This is a genomic window from Coleofasciculus sp. B1-GNL1-01, from assembly GCF_040220235.1.
GTDB lineage: Bacteria > Cyanobacteriota > Cyanobacteriia > Cyanobacteriales > Coleofasciculaceae > Coleofasciculus.
In genome coordinates this window covers 69,963-86,892 of record NZ_JAVJTO010000084.1, presented here as the reverse complement: position 1 = coordinate 86,892, position 16,930 = coordinate 69,963, and the positions used below count along the sequence as shown (strand labels likewise).

Sequence of the window (16,930 nt, the reverse complement as noted above, 5' to 3'; positions counted from 1 at the left end):
GTATACCGATTCCCCGTCTCAAAGAAGTGTTGACGGCACAAATAGTTAGAGAAGTTGTACAGATTCTTTGACTTAAATGCCAATTTATCTGCCTCCTGCCAATTGGCATGATTTCGGTTGATGATGTGTCTTTCTACCAATTTCATGAGCAGCCGCCCCCGACCATCTCTACAGAAGCCGACTCGATTTTACTATATATCTACAATTTTCTACAATTTAAGCAGCAACAGTTCAGAACCCCTGAGTCGGGGCGGGTTTAGTCACATCCGGTTGCAACCGAAAAGATAGTTGTGAAACCCGTCCCTACAGAGGCATCACATACTGTGAAATGTTAGAACAAAGGACAAATGACCAATGACAAATGACCAATGACTGATTAAGCAAATTCAAAGGGATTATCGGCACTCTCCTCTGTTTCTGAACTTTCTACCGTTTCATAACTCTCGGCTGTTTCAGAATTCGCCACGGCAGACTCTTGGCGTACTTGGAGGGATCGATTCATGCCACCACCTCCCTTGGGCTTGATATAGGCGATCGCGTGATGCCAAATAATAATTGGCTGCTCCTGTTCATCCAGAATACATAAGCAGGATGTGTCTTGCCAGCGCACTCTGCCTGTAAAGATTTCATTGGTCATGAGTTTGACTTCAACTTCTTGGGCTTCTCGAATCAAGCCTTGCAGTTGACGAACACTGGGTAGATTGGTGGACAATTCACTCATAATTAGATAGTTAAGCTGGAGACGATAATGGTAATTGAATTTACAAAGTACCACGGTCTGGGGAATGACTTCATTCTGATTGATAATCGGTCAAAGTCAGACCCGCTAATCACTTCAGAGCAAGCCGTGCAATGGTGCGATCGCAACTTTGGCATCGGTGCTGATGGGGTGATTTTTGCCCTACCTGGACAAGAGGGTACTGACTATAGTATGCGGATTTTTAACGCCGATGGCTCGGAACCGGAAATGTGTGGCAATGGGATTCGCTGTTTGGCTCAGTTTTTAGCGGATTTACAGGGAGTCACGGGTTCAACGGAGTATCAGATTCATACCTTAGCTGGGGTAATTGCGCCGAAACTGGAAAGCAATGGCAAAGTTAGGGTAAATATGGGTATGCCTCAGCTTTTGGCGTCTCAAATCCCGACAACCTTAGCCCAAGCCGATCAAAAGGTGATTGATGTTCCTTTAGAGGTTGGGGGAAATCATTGGCAGGTCACTTGTGTGAGCATGGGCAATCCTCACTGTATTACCTATGTGGAAGACGTGAGTGCCATTCCCCTAGAAATCATTGGACCTCAATTCGAGCATCATTCAGCCTTCCCCAAACGAACCAATACCGAATTCATTCAAGTGGTGCGCCCGGATTATATCAAAATGCGCGTCTGGGAACGGGGGGCTGGAGCCACCTTAGCCTGTGGTACGGGGGCTTGTGCGTCGGTGGTTGCCGGGGTATTGACGGAAAAAAGCGATCGCATCTGCACCGTGGAACTTCCTGGTGGCTGTTTGGACATTGAATGGTCCGAAGTTGATCAACGAATTTACATGACTGGACCGGCGCAGCGAGTGTTTACTGGTAGGATCGAATGATTGCCTTTCCCCTTAAGGATAGTTCCGCGACTCACCCCTACTGGCGTGGCACAGCTAAAATGGTGGGATAGGTTGTAGGTTGGGTTGACGCCAGGAAACCCAACAGAATTTAGGGTTAAGCTTTCCTTACTACAAGCCGGAGCGATCGCGTAACCCAACAGGTTAACCTGGAGTTGGGGGAGATCTATAGCAATCCTAAATAGGATGCAACAAGCGAAAAGCTCGAAAGCCAGGTATAGCAAGGGTTTCATTTTTGAAAATTGCCACAACCTAAATAGGATTGCGATATAAGCGTTGATCGGCGCTAAAGCGCAACTACAAGCGCAACTACAAGCGCAACTACAAGCGCAACTACAAGCGCAATCACAAGTATGACTGTTTTTTGCTCTCAGTTACACCAGCGATTAGCAACTCCTCTGAAAATTGGTTCGTTTGAAGTTAAGAGTCGGGTTCTCCAGTCTCCTCTGTCTGGTGTCACAGATTTGGTATTCCGTCGTCTGGTGCGCCGCTATGCGCCAGAGTCGATGATGTATACGGAGATGGTTCATGCAGCCGGATTGCATCATGTCAAGGGTTTATCCAAAATAATGGATGTTGATCCGAATGAAAAGCCGATTAGTATCCAGTTGTTTGATTGTCGCCCGGATTTCCTGGGAGAAGCTGCCCAGAAAGCTGTAGCGGAAGGCGCGGATACCGTGGATATTAATATGGGATGTCCGGTGAATAAAATTACTAAAAAGGGAGGGGGTTCATCGTTACTGCGAGAACCAGAAACAGCGGTGGCGATTGTCCGGGCGGTGGTGGAGGCGGTGTCTGTTCCGGTTACGGTGAAGACGCGGATTGGCTGGAATGATGACGAGATTAATATCCTCGATTTTGCCAAGCGGATGGAGGAGGCGGGGGCGCAAATGTTAACGTTGCACGCCCGTACCCGCGCCCAAGGGTATAAGGGTGAGGCGAAGTGGGAGTGGATTGGTAAGGTGAAGCAGGTTTTGTCGATTCCGGTTATTGCCAATGGCGATATTTTTTCGGTGGAGTCAGCGGTGAGATGCTTGGAACAAACCGGGGCGGATGGGGTGATGTGTTCGCGAGGAACATTGGGGTATCCGTTTCTGGTGGGAGAAATTGACCATTTCCTGAAAACCGGGAAACAGCAAGCACCACCGCCGACGGTAGAACGGTTAACCTGTGCTAAGGAACATTTACAAGCGTTATGGGAGTATAAAGGCGATCGCGGCGTTCAGCAAGCCAGAAAGCATTTGGCGTGGTATACTAAGGGTTTTGTGGGAGCCAGCGACTTGCGAGATCAGCTAAGTCGCATTGATACTGTGGAACAGGGGGTGACGTTGATTGACAGTGCGATCGCGAAGTTGTAATCTGGGGGTGATGGCAAGCCCAGCTCAGTTCTGTCTCACCGGATAAGGAGACAGGCTTGTTTTCATTGAAATTAATCGTTACCATGGGAGCAGTTGTTTAACTATTCAAACAACTTATTTCAGCGATGTTAATTGTCTCTGAAATCACCATTCATCGTTGATAAATTCAGTCGTCACGGCAAGACATTCCGAGACTTTACACGGACGTGGAGAGCGTGTAAGACCTTATTAGAGGCAATGTTTAGTGAAGCGTCAACCCCATTCCGAGTAGGCTCCCTAAAGGTGTCGCTCGGTGAGGATGTCAAATAGTGATGAGCATCGCTGCTGGTTTCAATACGCTAATTTTGTGAGAGATTGAATTGGATGATAATTATCATCCATTATGTACTGTACGCTAGAAGGAGGATATAGTATGACCCAAGTGGTTGTAGGCGAAAATGAAGGAATTGAGTCAGCGCTGCGCCGATTTAAGCGGCAAGTGTCTAAAGCAGGAATTTTTGCAGATATGAAGCGTTTGCGTCACTTTGAGACGCCGATTGAAAAGAAAAAGCGCAAAGCAGTAGCTAGACGACGTAAGCGGCGAGTCCGCTAAGCAATTTCTCAATACCTTTTCATCCAAATAGACATTCCAATCGGGATGTCGTGTGGTGTATTCGCAAAAACCACAGGAATAGTTTGTCAGCCGTCAGTTAGTCCTGACGGCTTATTGAAGTATTTTATAACAATCCCACAAAATGAAGTGGTCCTTGACCACTAATTAACTCCAAAACTAAAGCTAGAAAGCCAATCATCGCCAAACGACCATTCCAGACTTCAGCCGCTGTTGTCATACCCCATTCCCAACGTTCTTGGGGATACATCTTAACTTTTTTGCTGGGGCGCACAACTTCGGCAAATGTTCGTGGCGGCGTGTTTAAGGCATCTACGACTAAGGTGGCGAGGGATTCAATAAAAACGGGATGGGTATTGAGTGCTGGAACTCGCTGGAAGTTTTGAATTCCAGCTTCTTCGGCGATTTCCCGATATTCAATATCAACTTCTTGTAACGTTTCAATATGTTCAGATACAAAGCTAATCGGGACAACCAGCAAGTCTTCGACTCCTTGATTCCCTAACTCTTTCAGTGCATCTTCAGTGTAGGGTTGCAGCCACTCCACAGGACCTACCCGACTTTGATACGCCAGGGTATGAGGGTTGGGGCGATTGAGCGTCTGCATAATTAGATCTGTGCAATGCTCAATCTCTTGTTGGTAGGGGTCTCCAGCTTCTGTGACATAGCTACTGGGAACACCATGGGCGCTGAAGAAAATATGAGCAGCGTCAGGATCATCAAACCGTTGCAGTTCCTGATCAATTAAGTCTGCCATGGCTTGCAGGTAGCCCGGTTCTTGATACCAAGAGGGAATGACCGTGTATTCCAGTTGGTTGAGTTTAGCATCGTCCTGCCAAAGTTGTTCCAGAAGCCGGAAACTGGAACCACTGGTACTGATGGAAAATTGGGGGTATAAGGGTAAAATGACCAGGTGTTCAATGCCATCGCGTTTGACGTGGGCGATCGCTTCCTCGGTGAAGGGATGCCAGTAACGCATACCCACATAGATATTCGCCTCTTGCCCATGGCGCTTTAACTGTTCCTGTAAAGCTTGGGCTTGGGCTTCAGTAATGTGCCGCAGGGGTGAACCTCCACCAATTTGGCGGTAATTCTCTTGCGACTTCTTTGCCCGCATTGTCGAGATTAACCAAGCCAGGGGCTTTTGCATCCACGAAAATGGCAGGCGAATAATTTCGGGATCGGCAAATAGATTAAACAGAAAGGGGCGGACATCCTCTAAATTATCCGGTCCACCTAAATTAAGTAATAATACCCCAACACGACCCATAGCGACCACGACATTCCAAATATTTCATATTTGTTACTGATTTTAACAATATATGCTGGTAATGGTCTGAGTTTTCCGGAAAAAATCTAGATTCTTGATCCTAGCAGAACTATGGCAACCGTATTAAGACCGTTGAGTTATAAGTATCAATGGCTATATGACACGATTTCTCGATTAGCTGCCACCAGTGTGGGTGGAGAACGGCGATTTCACCATCTGCCTTTGCAAGGCTTAACAATTGACTCAGAAACGCAAGTGTTAGACCTCTGCTGTGGTGGGGGTCAGGCGACCCGCTTTCTGGTGGAGTATTCCCAGAATGTCACGGGACTGGATGTCTCACCTTTATCACTGCAACGCGCCGAAAAGAACGTGCCTCAAGCCAAGTATGTAGAAGCCTTTGCCGAGAATATGCCGTTTTCGGAAAATCAGTTTGACCTGGTGCATACCAGTGTAGCACTCCATGAGATGCCACCGTCAGTGTTGCAGCAAATTCTTAGGGAAGTGTATCGGGTGCTGAAACCGGGTGGTGTGTTCGCGCTGGTGGATTTTCACAAGCCGACTAATAGTTTATTTATGCCGGGAGTCGCCCTGTTTCTCTGGTTATTTGAAACGGAAACGGCGTGGCAATTATTGGAGACGGATTTGGTGAGATTGCTGAAGCAGACAGGATTTGCATCCTGTGAACAGCGTCTCCATGCGGGGGGAAGTTTGCAGGCGATTCAGGCAAAAAAGTGAGCAGGAAAAGCAGGGTTTGTAGGGGCGGGTTTAGGGACTTTCGTTTGGCTATGGATAATAACGTTTGTGCAAAACCCGCCCTGACCTGACCCCAATATTAAGATATAACTAAACCTGCCCCGACCAATTACAATTGTTCCTGGATTTCAGCGACTTGGGCTTCTAAGTCTTGAATCCGTTCCTTGAGTTCGATAACTAGGGTAGCGAGTCGGTTAAACCTCTGATCAGAGGATAAGACTCGCGGTGGGGTTCTGGGGGGGACTGATGGTGCTGGCGTTGGGGGATTGAGAGGGCGATTTGGGCTGGGAACTTGTCGAGTTAAGGTAGCAAGCTGAGACTCAATGCGGTTTATTTGCGATCGCAACTGGAAATTCTCGGTTTCTAGGCGCGAGAGGCGTGAGGTTAAAGCGGCGGTGGATTGGGCGGAGGTTAACGGGGCAAAGATGAGAATTCCGATCAGGAATGCTAGGCAGACGATGCCGATTTTCTTGAGCATGATGGTTTAGGGGTGGTGGTAGAGCGATCGCGAATCAGCTTATCCCACTTTCTATGTTGCCAAAGTTGACAGCCAACTGTAGGTTTCCCTGGGGGATTTGAGATGGACAAGATTGAGATGGGCGTAAGCGGATTGAGTCAATAAAATCGGATACTCTTGGCGTCGTTTTTTATAGGTTTGCAGCGCCCATAAGAGAATAGAGTCCCGGCTGAATGTGAGTGTCCAGGTTTCGTGGTTACCATTCCAGAGTTCTTCTTGCTGGATAACCCGTCGCCATGTTCGCCGCAGCAATCGTGTCATCATTACCACTAGGCTGTAATCGAGCCAAATGACTGTATCAGCGCGACTCCAGATGATATCCCGGACTTGGCTATAATTACCATCAACAATCCAGTGATCGCGCTGGAGAGAGTTTTCCACCCGTTGGCGGAAGATATCAGTTGGTACTTCTGTCCAATTGGTTTCCCAGTGTAGGGCGTCGAGTTCAATATGGGGAATGGCAAGACGTTGGCAGAGTTGGCGGGCTAAGGTGGTTTTACCGCAACCCGATGTACCGATAACGGAAATACGTTGGCTGTGAAACATGACCAAGTTCTTAGTGGATTAAACAAGCTGGGCGAATGGAATTCGCAGCTACACAAACAAAGTCCGCCTTCGCGGACTTGCAACTTGTACTTTATCGGAAACCAATAAAAGCAGGTTTTCACATCATATAATCATATAAACACAATTTATAGCGCTACGCGCTGGTGTATTTACATATTAAGAATGGAGGCTTTATCAGGAGAGATTTAGAACGCTTGTACTGTAACTACGCGAGAGCGTACTGCTATATAACCACTAGGAATGATTTAATTGCTCAGTTAGCCATTAATTCCCAAGTAGGAATTATTGATTTCTGTCGATGGTGAATCGGCTGATTTCTGATGTAGTTAGCTATCTGGTCAAGATTATCATGGCTCACACTGAATGCGCCGTAGCTGCCTTGCCTTATGAAGAATTCCCCTGGCTTGATTTCATTCGTAACTAAATGAGAAGAACTTCCTTTAATTTGTTTGATCAAGTTGGAAACCGCTAGAGTAGGGGGAAAACTTATTAATAGATGTACATGATCTTCAATACCGCCCAAGGCAATAACTGTACATTTTAGCTGTTGGCATTCCCCAATAATTGCTGCATAAACTGCCTCCTGGATATCGCTCGTAATCAAAGGCAATCTATCCCAAGTTGCCCAAACACAATGGAGATACAACTGCGTAAAATTAGACCTCATATTTCTTGAACCCGCGAAGGCGGGTTTAGTTTGTGTAGCCGCGATTTCAATCGCCCCTGATTAAACAATCGCCCCTGAACCGAATCATCGGCTAAACAATCGCCCCCTGAACCGAACCATCGCCCTCACGTCGTATACTCGGCATTAATTTTCACATAGTCATAACTCAAATCACAGCCCCACGCCTTACCCGTACCTGACTCATTGCCAATACTCACCGAAATTAAAACAGTATCCTCTTTCAAATACGCCCCACTTGCGGCATTTTGCAAATAAGCACTCGCCGCATCTCGGTCAAAGGGTAAAGGTTGACCCTTGTCCATTAGCACAAAATCCCCCATCTGAATCCGCAAGGCTTCTTGGGAAAAAGGTACACCTGAACGCCCCGCCGCGCCCGCAATTCTCCCCCAGTTGGGATCACGACCAAATATGGCAGATTTAACCAAGGATGACCCCGCAATCGTTCGGGCAATTTGACGCGCTGCTTGATCAGTGGGTGCGCCTGTAACCTGTACTTCCATCAAACACGTCGCCCCTTCCCCATCCCGTGCGATCGCCTTGGCTAAATGTTGGCATACCGCCGTCAGCATCGCCTCTAGCTTTTCAGCATGGGGTCCCATTTCTGTAATCGCTGAGGTGCGAGATTGACCATTTGCCAAGGCAATGAGGGTATCGTTGGTACTGGTATCCCCATCGACGGTAATTTGATTAAAGCTTTTATCTGCCGCCCGACTTAACATTTTTTGCCATAACGGTGTAGAAACCACCGCATCACAGGTAACAAACGCCAACAGCGTTGCCATATTCGGGTGAATCATCCCTGAACCCTTGGCAATCCCGCCAATCCGCACGGGGCGATCGTCAATCGTGGTTTCCAAGGCAATGGATTTTGTCACCAAATCTGTGGTAATAATCGCTTGGGCAGCAGCATTGGAACCCAGTTCTGATAAGCCTTCCACCAATTGAGGAATTCCGGCGAGGAGGGCATCCATGCGAATACGCTGTCCAATCACACCCGTGGAACCTAATAAGATAGACTCTGGAGCAATATTCAAGGCTTGTGCCAATGCCTTCGCCGAGTCCAAAGCATCTTGCCACCCCGCTTCCCCGGTTGCCGCATTCGCTTGACCAGCGTTCACTAAAATAGCACGGGCGCTGGCTTTTTTTTGCAAACGCTGGCGACAATAGGTAACAGGCGCAGCACAAACCTGATTCTGGGTAAAGACTCCGGCTGCGATCGCCTCCACATCCGATACAATCAATGCTAAATCCGGCAGTCCTGAAGGCTTAAGTCCAGCTACTATTCCAGATGCACGATATCCTCTCGGTGCTGTGACGCCACCTGTAATTTCCTGCCAGTCTGACATGATTTTTTTACCTCAACCCTGGTAGTGGTTCGAGTAGCGATTATATCAACACTTAGGGTCAATAATCGGTAAATTTCACTTTTGTGCTGTAATAAGTAGGTGGACACAATAAAAGCTAACGGTGCAGATCGTCATTCGTCATTCGTCATTCGTCATTCGTCCTTTGTCATTTGCTCTCTTATCTTCCCCAGCTTCCCCAGCTCCCTCTGCTCCCCCAGCTTCATCGCTGGACTTTAGATTAAATTTCGCTGGATCTTGCCGATCCATAAACAACAGTGCGCCGTTCTGAAAAGTTATGCTCAGTCATAACAGTAGCGATCGCACGGGCTATTTTTTGTCCCCCAGCCATGGAGGGTTCTATAGGTGAAACTGTGGAATAATCTGTCACTTCATTACAAATCACCCGCAAATCGATTAAGGGTAAACCCGCTTGAACCGCCTGTCGAGTAATACAATCATTAAACATGGATAACGCTGTAAATTCTAACAGACCCATGGCTGGATCGAGGAGAGGACATTGGTCGTAAATGGTACAGAGTACCGTCGGTTTATCCAGTGACAACACCGCGTCCAGCATCTGTTCATAGTTGCGGTTAAACTCTGCTTTCATCGTTGCGATCGCGTCCAACATTTTTGGGGAAGATGGGGTTGATTGAACTAAGATGGAGCCATACTGTAATGCATCATTACCCCCCACACTAATAAATAAGTGGCTGGCGTCCTTGGGTAAGCGCTGGATTTGCGAATCAATCTCCTGAATTGAATCTCCATCCACGGCTAAAAGTGTTGCCTGATCCCCTTGGGGTAAGACATTTTTTAACAAGTCAATGACGGGTAAATCATCAGGTACATAGGCAGCGTTATCGAAAATTGAATCACCCAGAAGAATAATATGTGCCATAATTTTATATTTAGCTAAACAATTCTTAATTACTCAGAAGCCAATACGTCACCATTTCGCCTCTCCCCCTAACATTAATCACTCCTCGTTTTTCCAATTGATAGTGATGTTTAAGTCGCTGATATGTGACTTCCGTGACTTGAATCCGTCCCGCTTCACCCGAGGATTCCATCCGGGAAGCAATATTCACCGCATCTCCCCACAAATCATAGATAAATTTCTTCGTTACAATTACCCCAGCCACAACCGTTCCTGTATTAATCCCAATGCGGATTTGAATATCCTCACCCAGTTCAACTTGAAAGCGTTTCATCGCCGCTTGCATTGCTAATGCCATTTGTGCGATCGCCTCGGCATGATCAGCCCTAGGAATTGGTAATCCAGCCGCTACCATATAGGCATCCCCAATGGTTTTAATTTTCTCTAATCCTAGTTGATCGACCAACTGATCAAACCGGGAAAAAATCTGATTGAGTAATTTCACTAACTCAATTGGGTTTAACCGAGCCGCTAGTGGTGTAAATCCCACCAAATCCGCAAACAAAATCGTGACATCGTTAAATTGTTCGGCAATTACATCGGGATTATTTCTTAACTGCTCAACAATCGGCTGCGGTAAAATATTTAAAAGTAACTGTTCTGACTTTTGTTTCTCTAAATAAAGTTCTGCTTCAGCTTGTTTGCGATCGCTAATATCTCGTGCCACTAAAATAGCCGTTTCTGTAGACAGGGGAGAAATTGTCTCCGCCAACCAAACTTCCTTGCCATCAATGGGGAGAGAATATTCAATCGAAACCGTTTCCTGGCTTGATATTGCCTGGAGAATCCCCTGAAGAATCAGATCCGCTTGGGGGCGTGGCAAATCCTGATCGAGTTTTCTGCCGATCATCGCCTCCGGTAATTTGTAAACATTTGCCGCCTTCGTGGGAATAATATTTAAACAGCGTCCCGAAACATCTCTTACTGTCACCATATCAGTCATGGCGGCAAATAGCGCTTTCATTTCAGCTTGTACTTTCTTCTGTTGCAGCACCGTTCCCAATTGCGCCGCCACACCATTCACCAAATCGCTTAATCGCTGGTCTTCTGAACCGTTGGTATAGGTGAAAAACACCAAAATTGCCAACACAGAAGAGGGAGAACTCAGCAAACAACTGTTACCTTGAGGTGTCGGTTGCTCCGGCTGAACATTAGCAATAATGGGTACACCAAAACTCGTTTTCAAACCACAATCTGATGCTGATTCCAATCGCAGCAAAACATCATCAATTTGACTCAAATCGCTGATCCAGTGAGACTGTTGCGTTAACCAAACCTGTCCCGGAATCTCTTCTCCCGGATAAAACGTGAGTAATTTACTATACTCTCGAAAACCTTCAATGGCTTTGTGCAAATCCGGATCAAGTCCTTGGCGTTGACAATACCAACGACGGCTAGAAATTAAAATTGACTCATCGGTAGAGGGAATCCAAGCTTCACCATAAATCCAACCCGTGATTTCACATAACTTCTGTAAAGCTACCTCTAAAGCCGTATCAAAATCAGACGCCGCATTAATGGCTTGAGACAGGGTTAATAAGAGTTTTACCTCTTCTTCTGCTTGTTTGCGATCGCTGATATCCTGGTGAGAACCCACCATCCGTACAGGCTGTTCGTTTTCATCCCATTGGACTTGCGCCCGTGCCAAAATCCATTTATAACTACCATCTTGGCAGCGCATCCGGTACTCAGACTTGTAGGGAGTTTTTTGTTCTAAATGTTGGTACCATCGGGCTAAAGTTGGCTCAATATCCTCCGGATGCACAAGACGATGCCAAGTTTCGTAGTTGTGGATTATATTTGGGTCGTTGTAACCTAGCATTTGTGCCAAGTAAGCAGAGACAAACATTTCGTCAGTTGTCATATTCCAGTCGAAAATACCATCTTTAGTACCCTGTAAAACTAATTGCCAGCGTTCTTCACTTTTACGTAACGCCGCTTCGGTTTGTTTTTGAGCGGTAATGTCTGTAATTAAACCTTCTAGATAAAGCAATGTACCATCAGAGTCCAAAATGCCTTGACCTTGTTCCCCAACCCACTTTAATTGCCCAGTTGCGGTAATAATTCGGTAAGTCAGTTGGTAAGAACCATGATGATCTAGACCAGTTTGTACCTGCTCAAATACAGCCTCTTGATCGTCAGGGTGAATCAGTTGATTATAGGTGAGTATTTTTTGCTGGGTGAAGGCTTCAACGGAATAACCTGTGAGGTTATAGCACCCTTCACTGATAAACAGCATTGTCCAATCGGAGTCATTCAGACAACGGTAAGCAATACCGGGTATATTGCTCATTAAGGTTGCCAAACTCCGTTGGCTTTCCGCTAAAGCTAACTCAGTTTGGTTGCGTTCTCGCGCTTCCATTGCTAAGGAGACTAAATCAGCCAGTGATCGGGCAAAATTCTGGTCTTCTGCTGTCCAATGGCGAATCGTTCCCACTTTTCCTAAACAAACGATTCCGGCGATTTCACCTCGGATTTGAATCGGTACATCCAGAACCGAGGTGATATTACAGGGAATTAAATAAGATGCTGCCAATTCTTGGGTTCTGGGGTCAGTTTTAGCATAATCAGCGGCAATAACTTGATCCTGTTGTAAGGCTTGAAAATAGTTAGGATACTCTGCTACAGCCAGTTCAATCCCTTGACTATGTTGGTTATGATTCTTGTCAAATAAGTCAAGACATTGGAGTTTCGTCCCCGTTTTGTCAAATAACCAAATCCCTGTGCGTTCAACGCCTAAACTCTGTACACCCGCTTGAGTAATTTCAGCGAAAGCGGCGTTTAAATCGCCTTGATGAATAGCGGGACTTTTGGCTAATTGGGTTAATACGCGGTTATGATTCCGCAGCGCGATCGCACTTTCCCGTAAGGCTTGTTCGGCTTGCTTTAATTTTTGCGTCAAGGCTTGAAGTTGGCGAGATTTTTGCTCCGAAAGCCAGGTTTCTTGAACTCCTTGGCTGACTTGAGATAACATTTCAATCACTAAGTCTGATTGATTAAAGTCGAGTTCTTCAACGCCTAACCAAGGAAGCGGTTTAATCGGTGTTTGACTGCTGTGGAGTACCTGAAATTGTCCACCGGGTAAAACTTGTCCAATATAGGAATGTTTACCCAGATGATGATTGGGTTGAATTTGAATCAATCCCCCCGGTGCAGCAAAACGTTGATTGTATGCGGCTAACCGCACCTGATCCACGGCAAAGGATTGGGCAGATTCGACGGCTAATTTCCACAGGAAAACTTGACTATAAGCCGCTTCAATGGGATCAGATGTCACCCGATTTGTGCCATATTGCGCCTGAAATTCCTGCACAAACCGCTTATTTTCTGGTGTATTTAGACTCTGGAAATAACTCCAACTGGCATAATGTCCAACTGCTGCATCTTCCATCCTTTGCAGCTCCACTTCTGCGACACTGACTGCCAGAATCGGAATCTGATCAGCAGTTATTCCGGCGTCTCGGTATTGACGATAGAAAAATTGATTGCCTTGTCCATTTAGGGTATTGAAAACAACATCCGGCTTAGTTTCTTGAATGCGGGCGATCGCGCCACTAAAATCTGTCTCTGCTAAATCAACATACTCTTCGCCAACAACTTCCCCACCCTGTTGCTTGAGTTGGCAGGTGATAATCTTATTTAAAGTACGGGGAAAAACATAATCAGAACCCAGCAGATAGAAGCGTTTTCCTTTGTGAGATAGTAACCAAGAGACGGCGGGTTCCACTTGTTGATTGGGACAAACGCCTGTATAAAAGATGTTAGGAGACTGTTCTAACCCTTCGTACTGTAACGGATACCAGAGGAGAGCATTTAACGTCTCAACGACGGGTTTAACTGCTTTACGGGTAGCCGATGTCCAACAGCCAAAAATGGTGGTTATTCCCTCAAATTGAATCAGTTGTTGGGCTTGGCGGGCAAATTCTGCCGGATCAGACGCACCGTCAACCACAAGCGGCTCAATGGGTTCACCCAAAACGCCTCCAGCTTGATTAATTTGTGCGATCGCCATCAGTGCTGCATCAATTAATGGTCTCTCACTCAGAGACATTGTGCCAGTTTGGGAATGCAAGATACCAACTCGCACTCCAGATGCAGAGGATGGCTGGTTTAAAGGCAACATGATCAAAGCCTATGGTTATTTTATACAGAGTGTATGAGGAATCATAGATAGTCCTTTTCAAGGTAATTGAGTAGCAACCAGGAGTTTTTGCCAAATTCAATTTGGCTCACAGAAAAATACAGGGAAAAATTCCAACCCTATTTTTATTAAACCAGCAGCCCAATCTATTAGTCAAACTTATAAATTTTAGTTATAGTTTCCCTCATTCCGGACTATCAAACAACACCCAGATTGTCCTACTGGTTAGTTTGGATTCCCGTTTTTGCTTTTTCACCGTCGTGACCCCATGAGCATGAATCCTGATTTCAGCTTTTCAATAGAGATTTAGGTTTTAAATCTAGTCCTATTATACTTTAGTTGAATAGAATGAATTCAGGAAAATTGAGGGTAAATAGTTGAGGTATTTCAGAGGTATTTCAGGTATATTCAGATATATTGAGTTCAGCTCAAATTCAGTAAAATATGGCTAAAATTAGGTTCATCTAAACCGTTATCATTTCTTTCTACCTTGCCTCCTGCATTCTGGCACTACTCCCACTCCACTTTTAAATTGGGCATCAACCGTTGCCAGTTACTTAAAAGCTTTTCTTGCCAGGGCATTTGCCTTGATCCTATAACCCTTAGCTGAGTCGTTTTTTGTTTGCGTACACGAATTACAAATCGAGACAAAACACTCATACCCGAACTGTTGAGAAATTCGAGCTGCTGTAGGTTCATCGTAATTAGGGGAAGTTCTTGAACCATAACCTGATCTAGTAATTCCTCGATAGGTTTATAATCAGTAATTAAACTCTCCCGCAATAAACCCTTGAAGTACACAGTTGTCGTTGTTGGTTCATACCATATTGTATAGTCTTCGGTCTCAATGTTCATTCGATATACTCCATTCTATTTCTGATCACTTAATTAAGTCATTAGTTGTACCATCGTTGTAACTGTTTTTACTTCAGGGTTTTGGTGAATGGCTTCAATTTTCCAGCCCAACTTAGCACTATAATCATTAGTCATGCTGAGAAACCCCAACTGAGATTGCTCACTATTCTCTTCAGCACCTTTTTCTAATTGACGAAAATAAAGTTCATTAACATCTGATCTGAGCAGTTCATCAACAAATGCCTTCAGCTTGTCTAATCGTGCCGGACTAACACAATTTGTAGCAATTAAGGCTAAATTATTCTCCTGTAAACAGCTACTGATTTTTATTGGATGTTTTAACCGATTATCATGAAATTTGACGCAATTCTCTAATAACTCATTGGTGATATAAGTTGCTGCACTCTTGATTTTTAGTTGTCGTTCAAAGGTTTGAATATCGTCCTCTTGGGTAGGAAAGAGATTAGCGATATAGTCTGTCATGAACGCCACAGACAAATACCGAGTTTGCTTGCGGCGGACGCGGGAAATCGCGTGGATATACAATTCCAGCGTAAACAGCTTGTAATCGGCAAGTATATCGTCTCTGAAGTTTCCCAATATCTGATTCTGATTCATATTTATTTCTGCTTGAGTACCACTAACGTAATATCATCAGCGACTTTCTGTTCACCAATATGTCTCCGTACATCGTCAATCACCACTTGTCTAATCTCTTGCGCCGATTTCTGGCAATTACGACTAACAATTTCACATAACCGCTCTAGTCCGTATTGTTTTCGATGGGAGTTATACGCTTCTGTCACACCATCTGTGTATAAGACTATCACATCTCCGGAATCTAACTGTATCTTTTTTTGATCAATAAATTCAGAAATTTCTTCCTCTAACCCCAAAGGAAAACCTAGATGGGTTGTGTTAATCCGTTCCACTTTTCCGCCAGTACGCACGATGATAATATCTTCATGTTGGCCACTGACACCCAATGTACCATTGGCATAATCTAAAACCGCCAACGTTAAATTTCTATAGGGATTAATCCGCTGTATGTTACTGTAAATAGTGCGATTGAGGATATCCAGGAATTTTACCGGATTAGTTTCCTCACTTTCTTGTAAGGTTCGCACCGCCGTTTGAGTCATTAACATCAACACTCCACTTTCTAACCCATGCCCGGTGACATCTCCAATGCTAATTTTGACATTGCCATTCTGTTGAATGACATCATAATAGTCACCGCCAACTTCATCAGCAGGTTGCATAAATCCCGCAATATCTAATCCTTCAATTAAATCCAGTTCCTCCTGTTTGGGTAAAATCATCTGTTGCAGTTTCTTAGTGACGTCGAGTTCAGCACTCAGCCGCAGGTTTTCTTGTTGGAGTTTTTGATTCAGCGTAATAATTTCTTGATGGGCGGCTTGCAACTCTTGTTTCTGACGTTCCAATTCCTGATTTTTCTGTTGTAACTGTTGTGCCATGAATTCAAGCTGTTTTTGGTGGGTTATGTCCTTGATTACAAAACTACATCCAGAAAATCCTTTGACGGGCAAATAAATCGGAGTTATTTCTAAACGGAGATAATACGATAAATGCTGAATCTCTTGGTAAGACTTACGTTTGCTAGTTTTTGCTTTTTCAAAATATTTTTTGACTGAATTAAACTGGTCATTGTCTGATAAATTAAATAGATGTTTATTTAAGAGAGCCGATTCATTTAGTAAAACCCCATGAACAGAGCGAAATTGCATGATTTCCAAGAAGCGACTATTAAATTCGACTAACCGTCCCTCACTATCCAGAATAGCAATACCCTCTGATGAATTTCGCACGATACTTGTCCATCGTTCTCGTCCCAAATAAAACTCTCGAAACAGATCATCATCTTCAGCCAGTATATTCTCAAAGATTGCCAGCCATTCTTTCTCTCGTTTAACCAGTCGCAGACGGGAAATAAATTCGCTTTTATTGATGAATATGACGATAGTTAAGTCCAGGAATCCTTTTTTATATTGACTTAATTTTTTGTGGAATAAAAACCTACCTCTTTTATCTTTACGACTGAATAAGCTGTCTAAGGGCTTTCCCACAATCGACTCCGGAGTACAGGCAAAATGTTCACAAAATTCTGGAGTAACATTGAATATGGTTAGGGAGTCATCTAAGATGAGCATCCCTCCTGTATAAACGGCATATAAAGGGCAATCCTTCACGATATTAGCTCCTGTTTAAAACGTTATTTCCTAAATAGGTTTTTTTTAGGTTGATAAATGTAGTCATGA

The 16,930-nt window shown here is 44.8% G+C and carries 16 protein-coding genes; 4 read left to right on the top strand and 12 right to left on the bottom strand.

Annotated features, from left to right (window positions below; translation table 11 throughout):
* Window positions 1-376 precede the first annotated feature (376 nt).
* Entirely contained in the window at window positions 377-721 is a 345-nt protein-coding gene (locus RID53_RS21095; protein ID WP_446389956.1) for an Hfq-related RNA-binding protein, read from the bottom strand.
* A gap of 27 nt (window positions 722-748) precedes the next feature.
* Between RID53_RS21095 and dapF the strand changes: the two genes are divergently transcribed.
* From dapF to rpsU, 3 genes are all read left to right on the top strand, one after another.
* The gene (dapF, locus tag RID53_RS21090) at window positions 749-1,588 is read left to right on the top strand and encodes a diaminopimelate epimerase (RefSeq protein WP_446389955.1); all 840 of its coding nucleotides are present in this window, start codon (window positions 749-751) and stop codon (window positions 1,586-1,588) included.
* A 371-nt stretch (window positions 1,589-1,959) separates the two neighbouring features.
* Window positions 1,960-2,964 carry a tRNA dihydrouridine synthase DusB gene (gene dusB / locus RID53_RS21085; protein WP_446389954.1) on the top strand — a complete coding sequence of 335 codons (1,005 nt, stop codon included), beginning with the start codon at window positions 1,960-1,962 and terminating at the stop codon, window positions 2,962-2,964.
* A gap of 412 nt (window positions 2,965-3,376) precedes the next feature.
* Window positions 3,377-3,556 (top strand): 30S ribosomal protein S21, encoded by a 180-nt coding sequence (gene rpsU / locus RID53_RS21080; RefSeq protein WP_006098158.1) that lies wholly within the window; start codon window positions 3,377-3,379, stop codon window positions 3,554-3,556.
* Window positions 3,557-3,680: 124 nt separating this feature from the next.
* Here rpsU and hemH read toward each other — a convergent pair whose 3' ends face one another.
* The gene (gene hemH / locus RID53_RS21075) at window positions 3,681-4,844 is read right to left on the bottom strand and encodes a ferrochelatase (protein ID WP_446389953.1); all 1,164 of its coding nucleotides are present in this window, start codon (window positions 4,842-4,844) and stop codon (window positions 3,681-3,683) included.
* A 111-nt stretch (window positions 4,845-4,955) separates the two neighbouring features.
* On the opposite strand from hemH, the gene RID53_RS21070 reads away from it, so the two are divergent.
* On the top strand, window positions 4,956-5,579 hold the full coding sequence (locus tag RID53_RS21070) for a class I SAM-dependent methyltransferase (protein WP_446389952.1): 624 nt from the start codon (window positions 4,956-4,958) through the stop codon (window positions 5,577-5,579).
* 127 nt (window positions 5,580-5,706) lie between these two features.
* Here RID53_RS21070 and RID53_RS21065 read toward each other — a convergent pair whose 3' ends face one another.
* The 10 genes from RID53_RS21065 to RID53_RS21020 all read right to left on the bottom strand — a co-directional run bounded on the left by RID53_RS21065 (window position 5,707) and on the right by RID53_RS21020 (window position 16,861).
* Complete coding sequence (locus tag RID53_RS21065; RefSeq protein ID WP_446389951.1) at window positions 5,707-6,075, bottom strand: hypothetical protein; 369 nt, start codon at window positions 6,073-6,075, stop codon at window positions 5,707-5,709.
* A 51-nt stretch (window positions 6,076-6,126) separates the two neighbouring features.
* Window positions 6,127-6,660, bottom strand: a complete 534-nt coding sequence (locus RID53_RS21060; protein WP_446389950.1) for a shikimate kinase — start codon at window positions 6,658-6,660, stop codon at window positions 6,127-6,129.
* Between the two features lie 274 nt (window positions 6,661-6,934).
* Entirely contained in the window at window positions 6,935-7,348 is a 414-nt protein-coding gene (gene tnpA, locus RID53_RS21055) for an IS200/IS605 family transposase (RefSeq protein WP_446389949.1), read from the bottom strand.
* Window positions 7,349-7,473: 125 nt separating this feature from the next.
* On the bottom strand, window positions 7,474-8,715 hold the full coding sequence (argJ, locus tag RID53_RS21050) for a bifunctional ornithine acetyltransferase/N-acetylglutamate synthase (protein ID WP_446389948.1): 1,242 nt from the start codon (window positions 8,713-8,715) through the stop codon (window positions 7,474-7,476).
* Window positions 8,716-8,853: 138 nt separating this feature from the next.
* Entirely contained in the window at window positions 8,854-8,982 is a 129-nt protein-coding gene (locus RID53_RS21045; RefSeq protein WP_446389947.1) for a hypothetical protein, read from the bottom strand.
* Window positions 8,954-9,616, bottom strand: a complete 663-nt coding sequence (locus RID53_RS21040; RefSeq protein ID WP_446389946.1) for an SGNH/GDSL hydrolase family protein — start codon at window positions 9,614-9,616, stop codon at window positions 8,954-8,956. The genes RID53_RS21045 and RID53_RS21040 overlap by 29 nt, the downstream gene beginning before the upstream one ends.
* A gap of 25 nt (window positions 9,617-9,641) precedes the next feature.
* Entirely contained in the window at window positions 9,642-13,778 is a 4,137-nt protein-coding gene (locus tag RID53_RS21035) for a transporter substrate-binding protein (RefSeq protein WP_446389945.1), read from the bottom strand.
* A 528-nt stretch (window positions 13,779-14,306) separates the two neighbouring features.
* On the bottom strand, window positions 14,307-14,651 hold the full coding sequence (locus tag RID53_RS21030; protein WP_446389944.1) for a slr1659 superfamily regulator: 345 nt from the start codon (window positions 14,649-14,651) through the stop codon (window positions 14,307-14,309).
* A gap of 33 nt (window positions 14,652-14,684) precedes the next feature.
* A complete protein-coding gene (locus tag RID53_RS21025; protein WP_446389943.1) occupies window positions 14,685-15,269 on the bottom strand; it encodes a slr1658 superfamily regulator in 585 nt (194 codons plus the stop codon).
* Window positions 15,270-15,271: 2 nt separating this feature from the next.
* On the bottom strand, window positions 15,272-16,861 hold the full coding sequence (locus RID53_RS21020; RefSeq protein WP_446389942.1) for a SpoIIE family protein phosphatase: 1,590 nt from the start codon (window positions 16,859-16,861) through the stop codon (window positions 15,272-15,274).
* Window positions 16,862-16,930: the final 69 nt, after the last annotated feature.

Bases quoted from the DNA above. Each gene is read 5' to 3' on its own strand.
- RID53_RS21095 (WP_446389956.1), bottom strand. From the start codon at position 721: ATGAGTGAATTGTCCACCAATCTACCCAGTGTTCGTCAACTGCAAGGC.
- dapF (WP_446389955.1), top strand. From the start codon at position 749: ATGGTAATTGAATTTACAAAGTACCACGGTCTGGGGAATGACTTCATT.
- dusB (WP_446389954.1), top strand. From the start codon at position 1,960: ATGACTGTTTTTTGCTCTCAGTTACACCAGCGATTAGCAACTCCTCTG.
- rpsU (WP_006098158.1), top strand. From the start codon at position 3,377: ATGACCCAAGTGGTTGTAGGCGAAAATGAAGGAATTGAGTCAGCGCTG.
- hemH (WP_446389953.1), bottom strand. From the start codon at position 4,844: ATGGGTCGTGTTGGGGTATTATTACTTAATTTAGGTGGACCGGATAAT.
- RID53_RS21070 (WP_446389952.1), top strand. From the start codon at position 4,956: ATGGCAACCGTATTAAGACCGTTGAGTTATAAGTATCAATGGCTATAT.
- RID53_RS21065 (WP_446389951.1), bottom strand. From the start codon at position 6,075: ATGCTCAAGAAAATCGGCATCGTCTGCCTAGCATTCCTGATCGGAATT.
- RID53_RS21060 (WP_446389950.1), bottom strand. From the start codon at position 6,660: ATGTTTCACAGCCAACGTATTTCCGTTATCGGTACATCGGGTTGCGGT.
- tnpA (WP_446389949.1), bottom strand. From the start codon at position 7,348: ATGAGGTCTAATTTTACGCAGTTGTATCTCCATTGTGTTTGGGCAACT.
- argJ (WP_446389948.1), bottom strand. From the start codon at position 8,715: ATGTCAGACTGGCAGGAAATTACAGGTGGCGTCACAGCACCGAGAGGA.
- RID53_RS21045 (WP_446389947.1), bottom strand. From the start codon at position 8,982: ATGGATCGGCAAGATCCAGCGAAATTTAATCTAAAGTCCAGCGATGAA.
- RID53_RS21040 (WP_446389946.1), bottom strand. From the start codon at position 9,616: ATGGCACATATTATTCTTCTGGGTGATTCAATTTTCGATAACGCTGCC.
- RID53_RS21035 (WP_446389945.1), bottom strand. From the start codon at position 13,778: ATGTTGCCTTTAAACCAGCCATCCTCTGCATCTGGAGTGCGAGTTGGT.
- RID53_RS21030 (WP_446389944.1), bottom strand. From the start codon at position 14,651: ATGAACATTGAGACCGAAGACTATACAATATGGTATGAACCAACAACG.
- RID53_RS21025 (WP_446389943.1), bottom strand. From the start codon at position 15,269: ATGAATCAGAATCAGATATTGGGAAACTTCAGAGACGATATACTTGCC.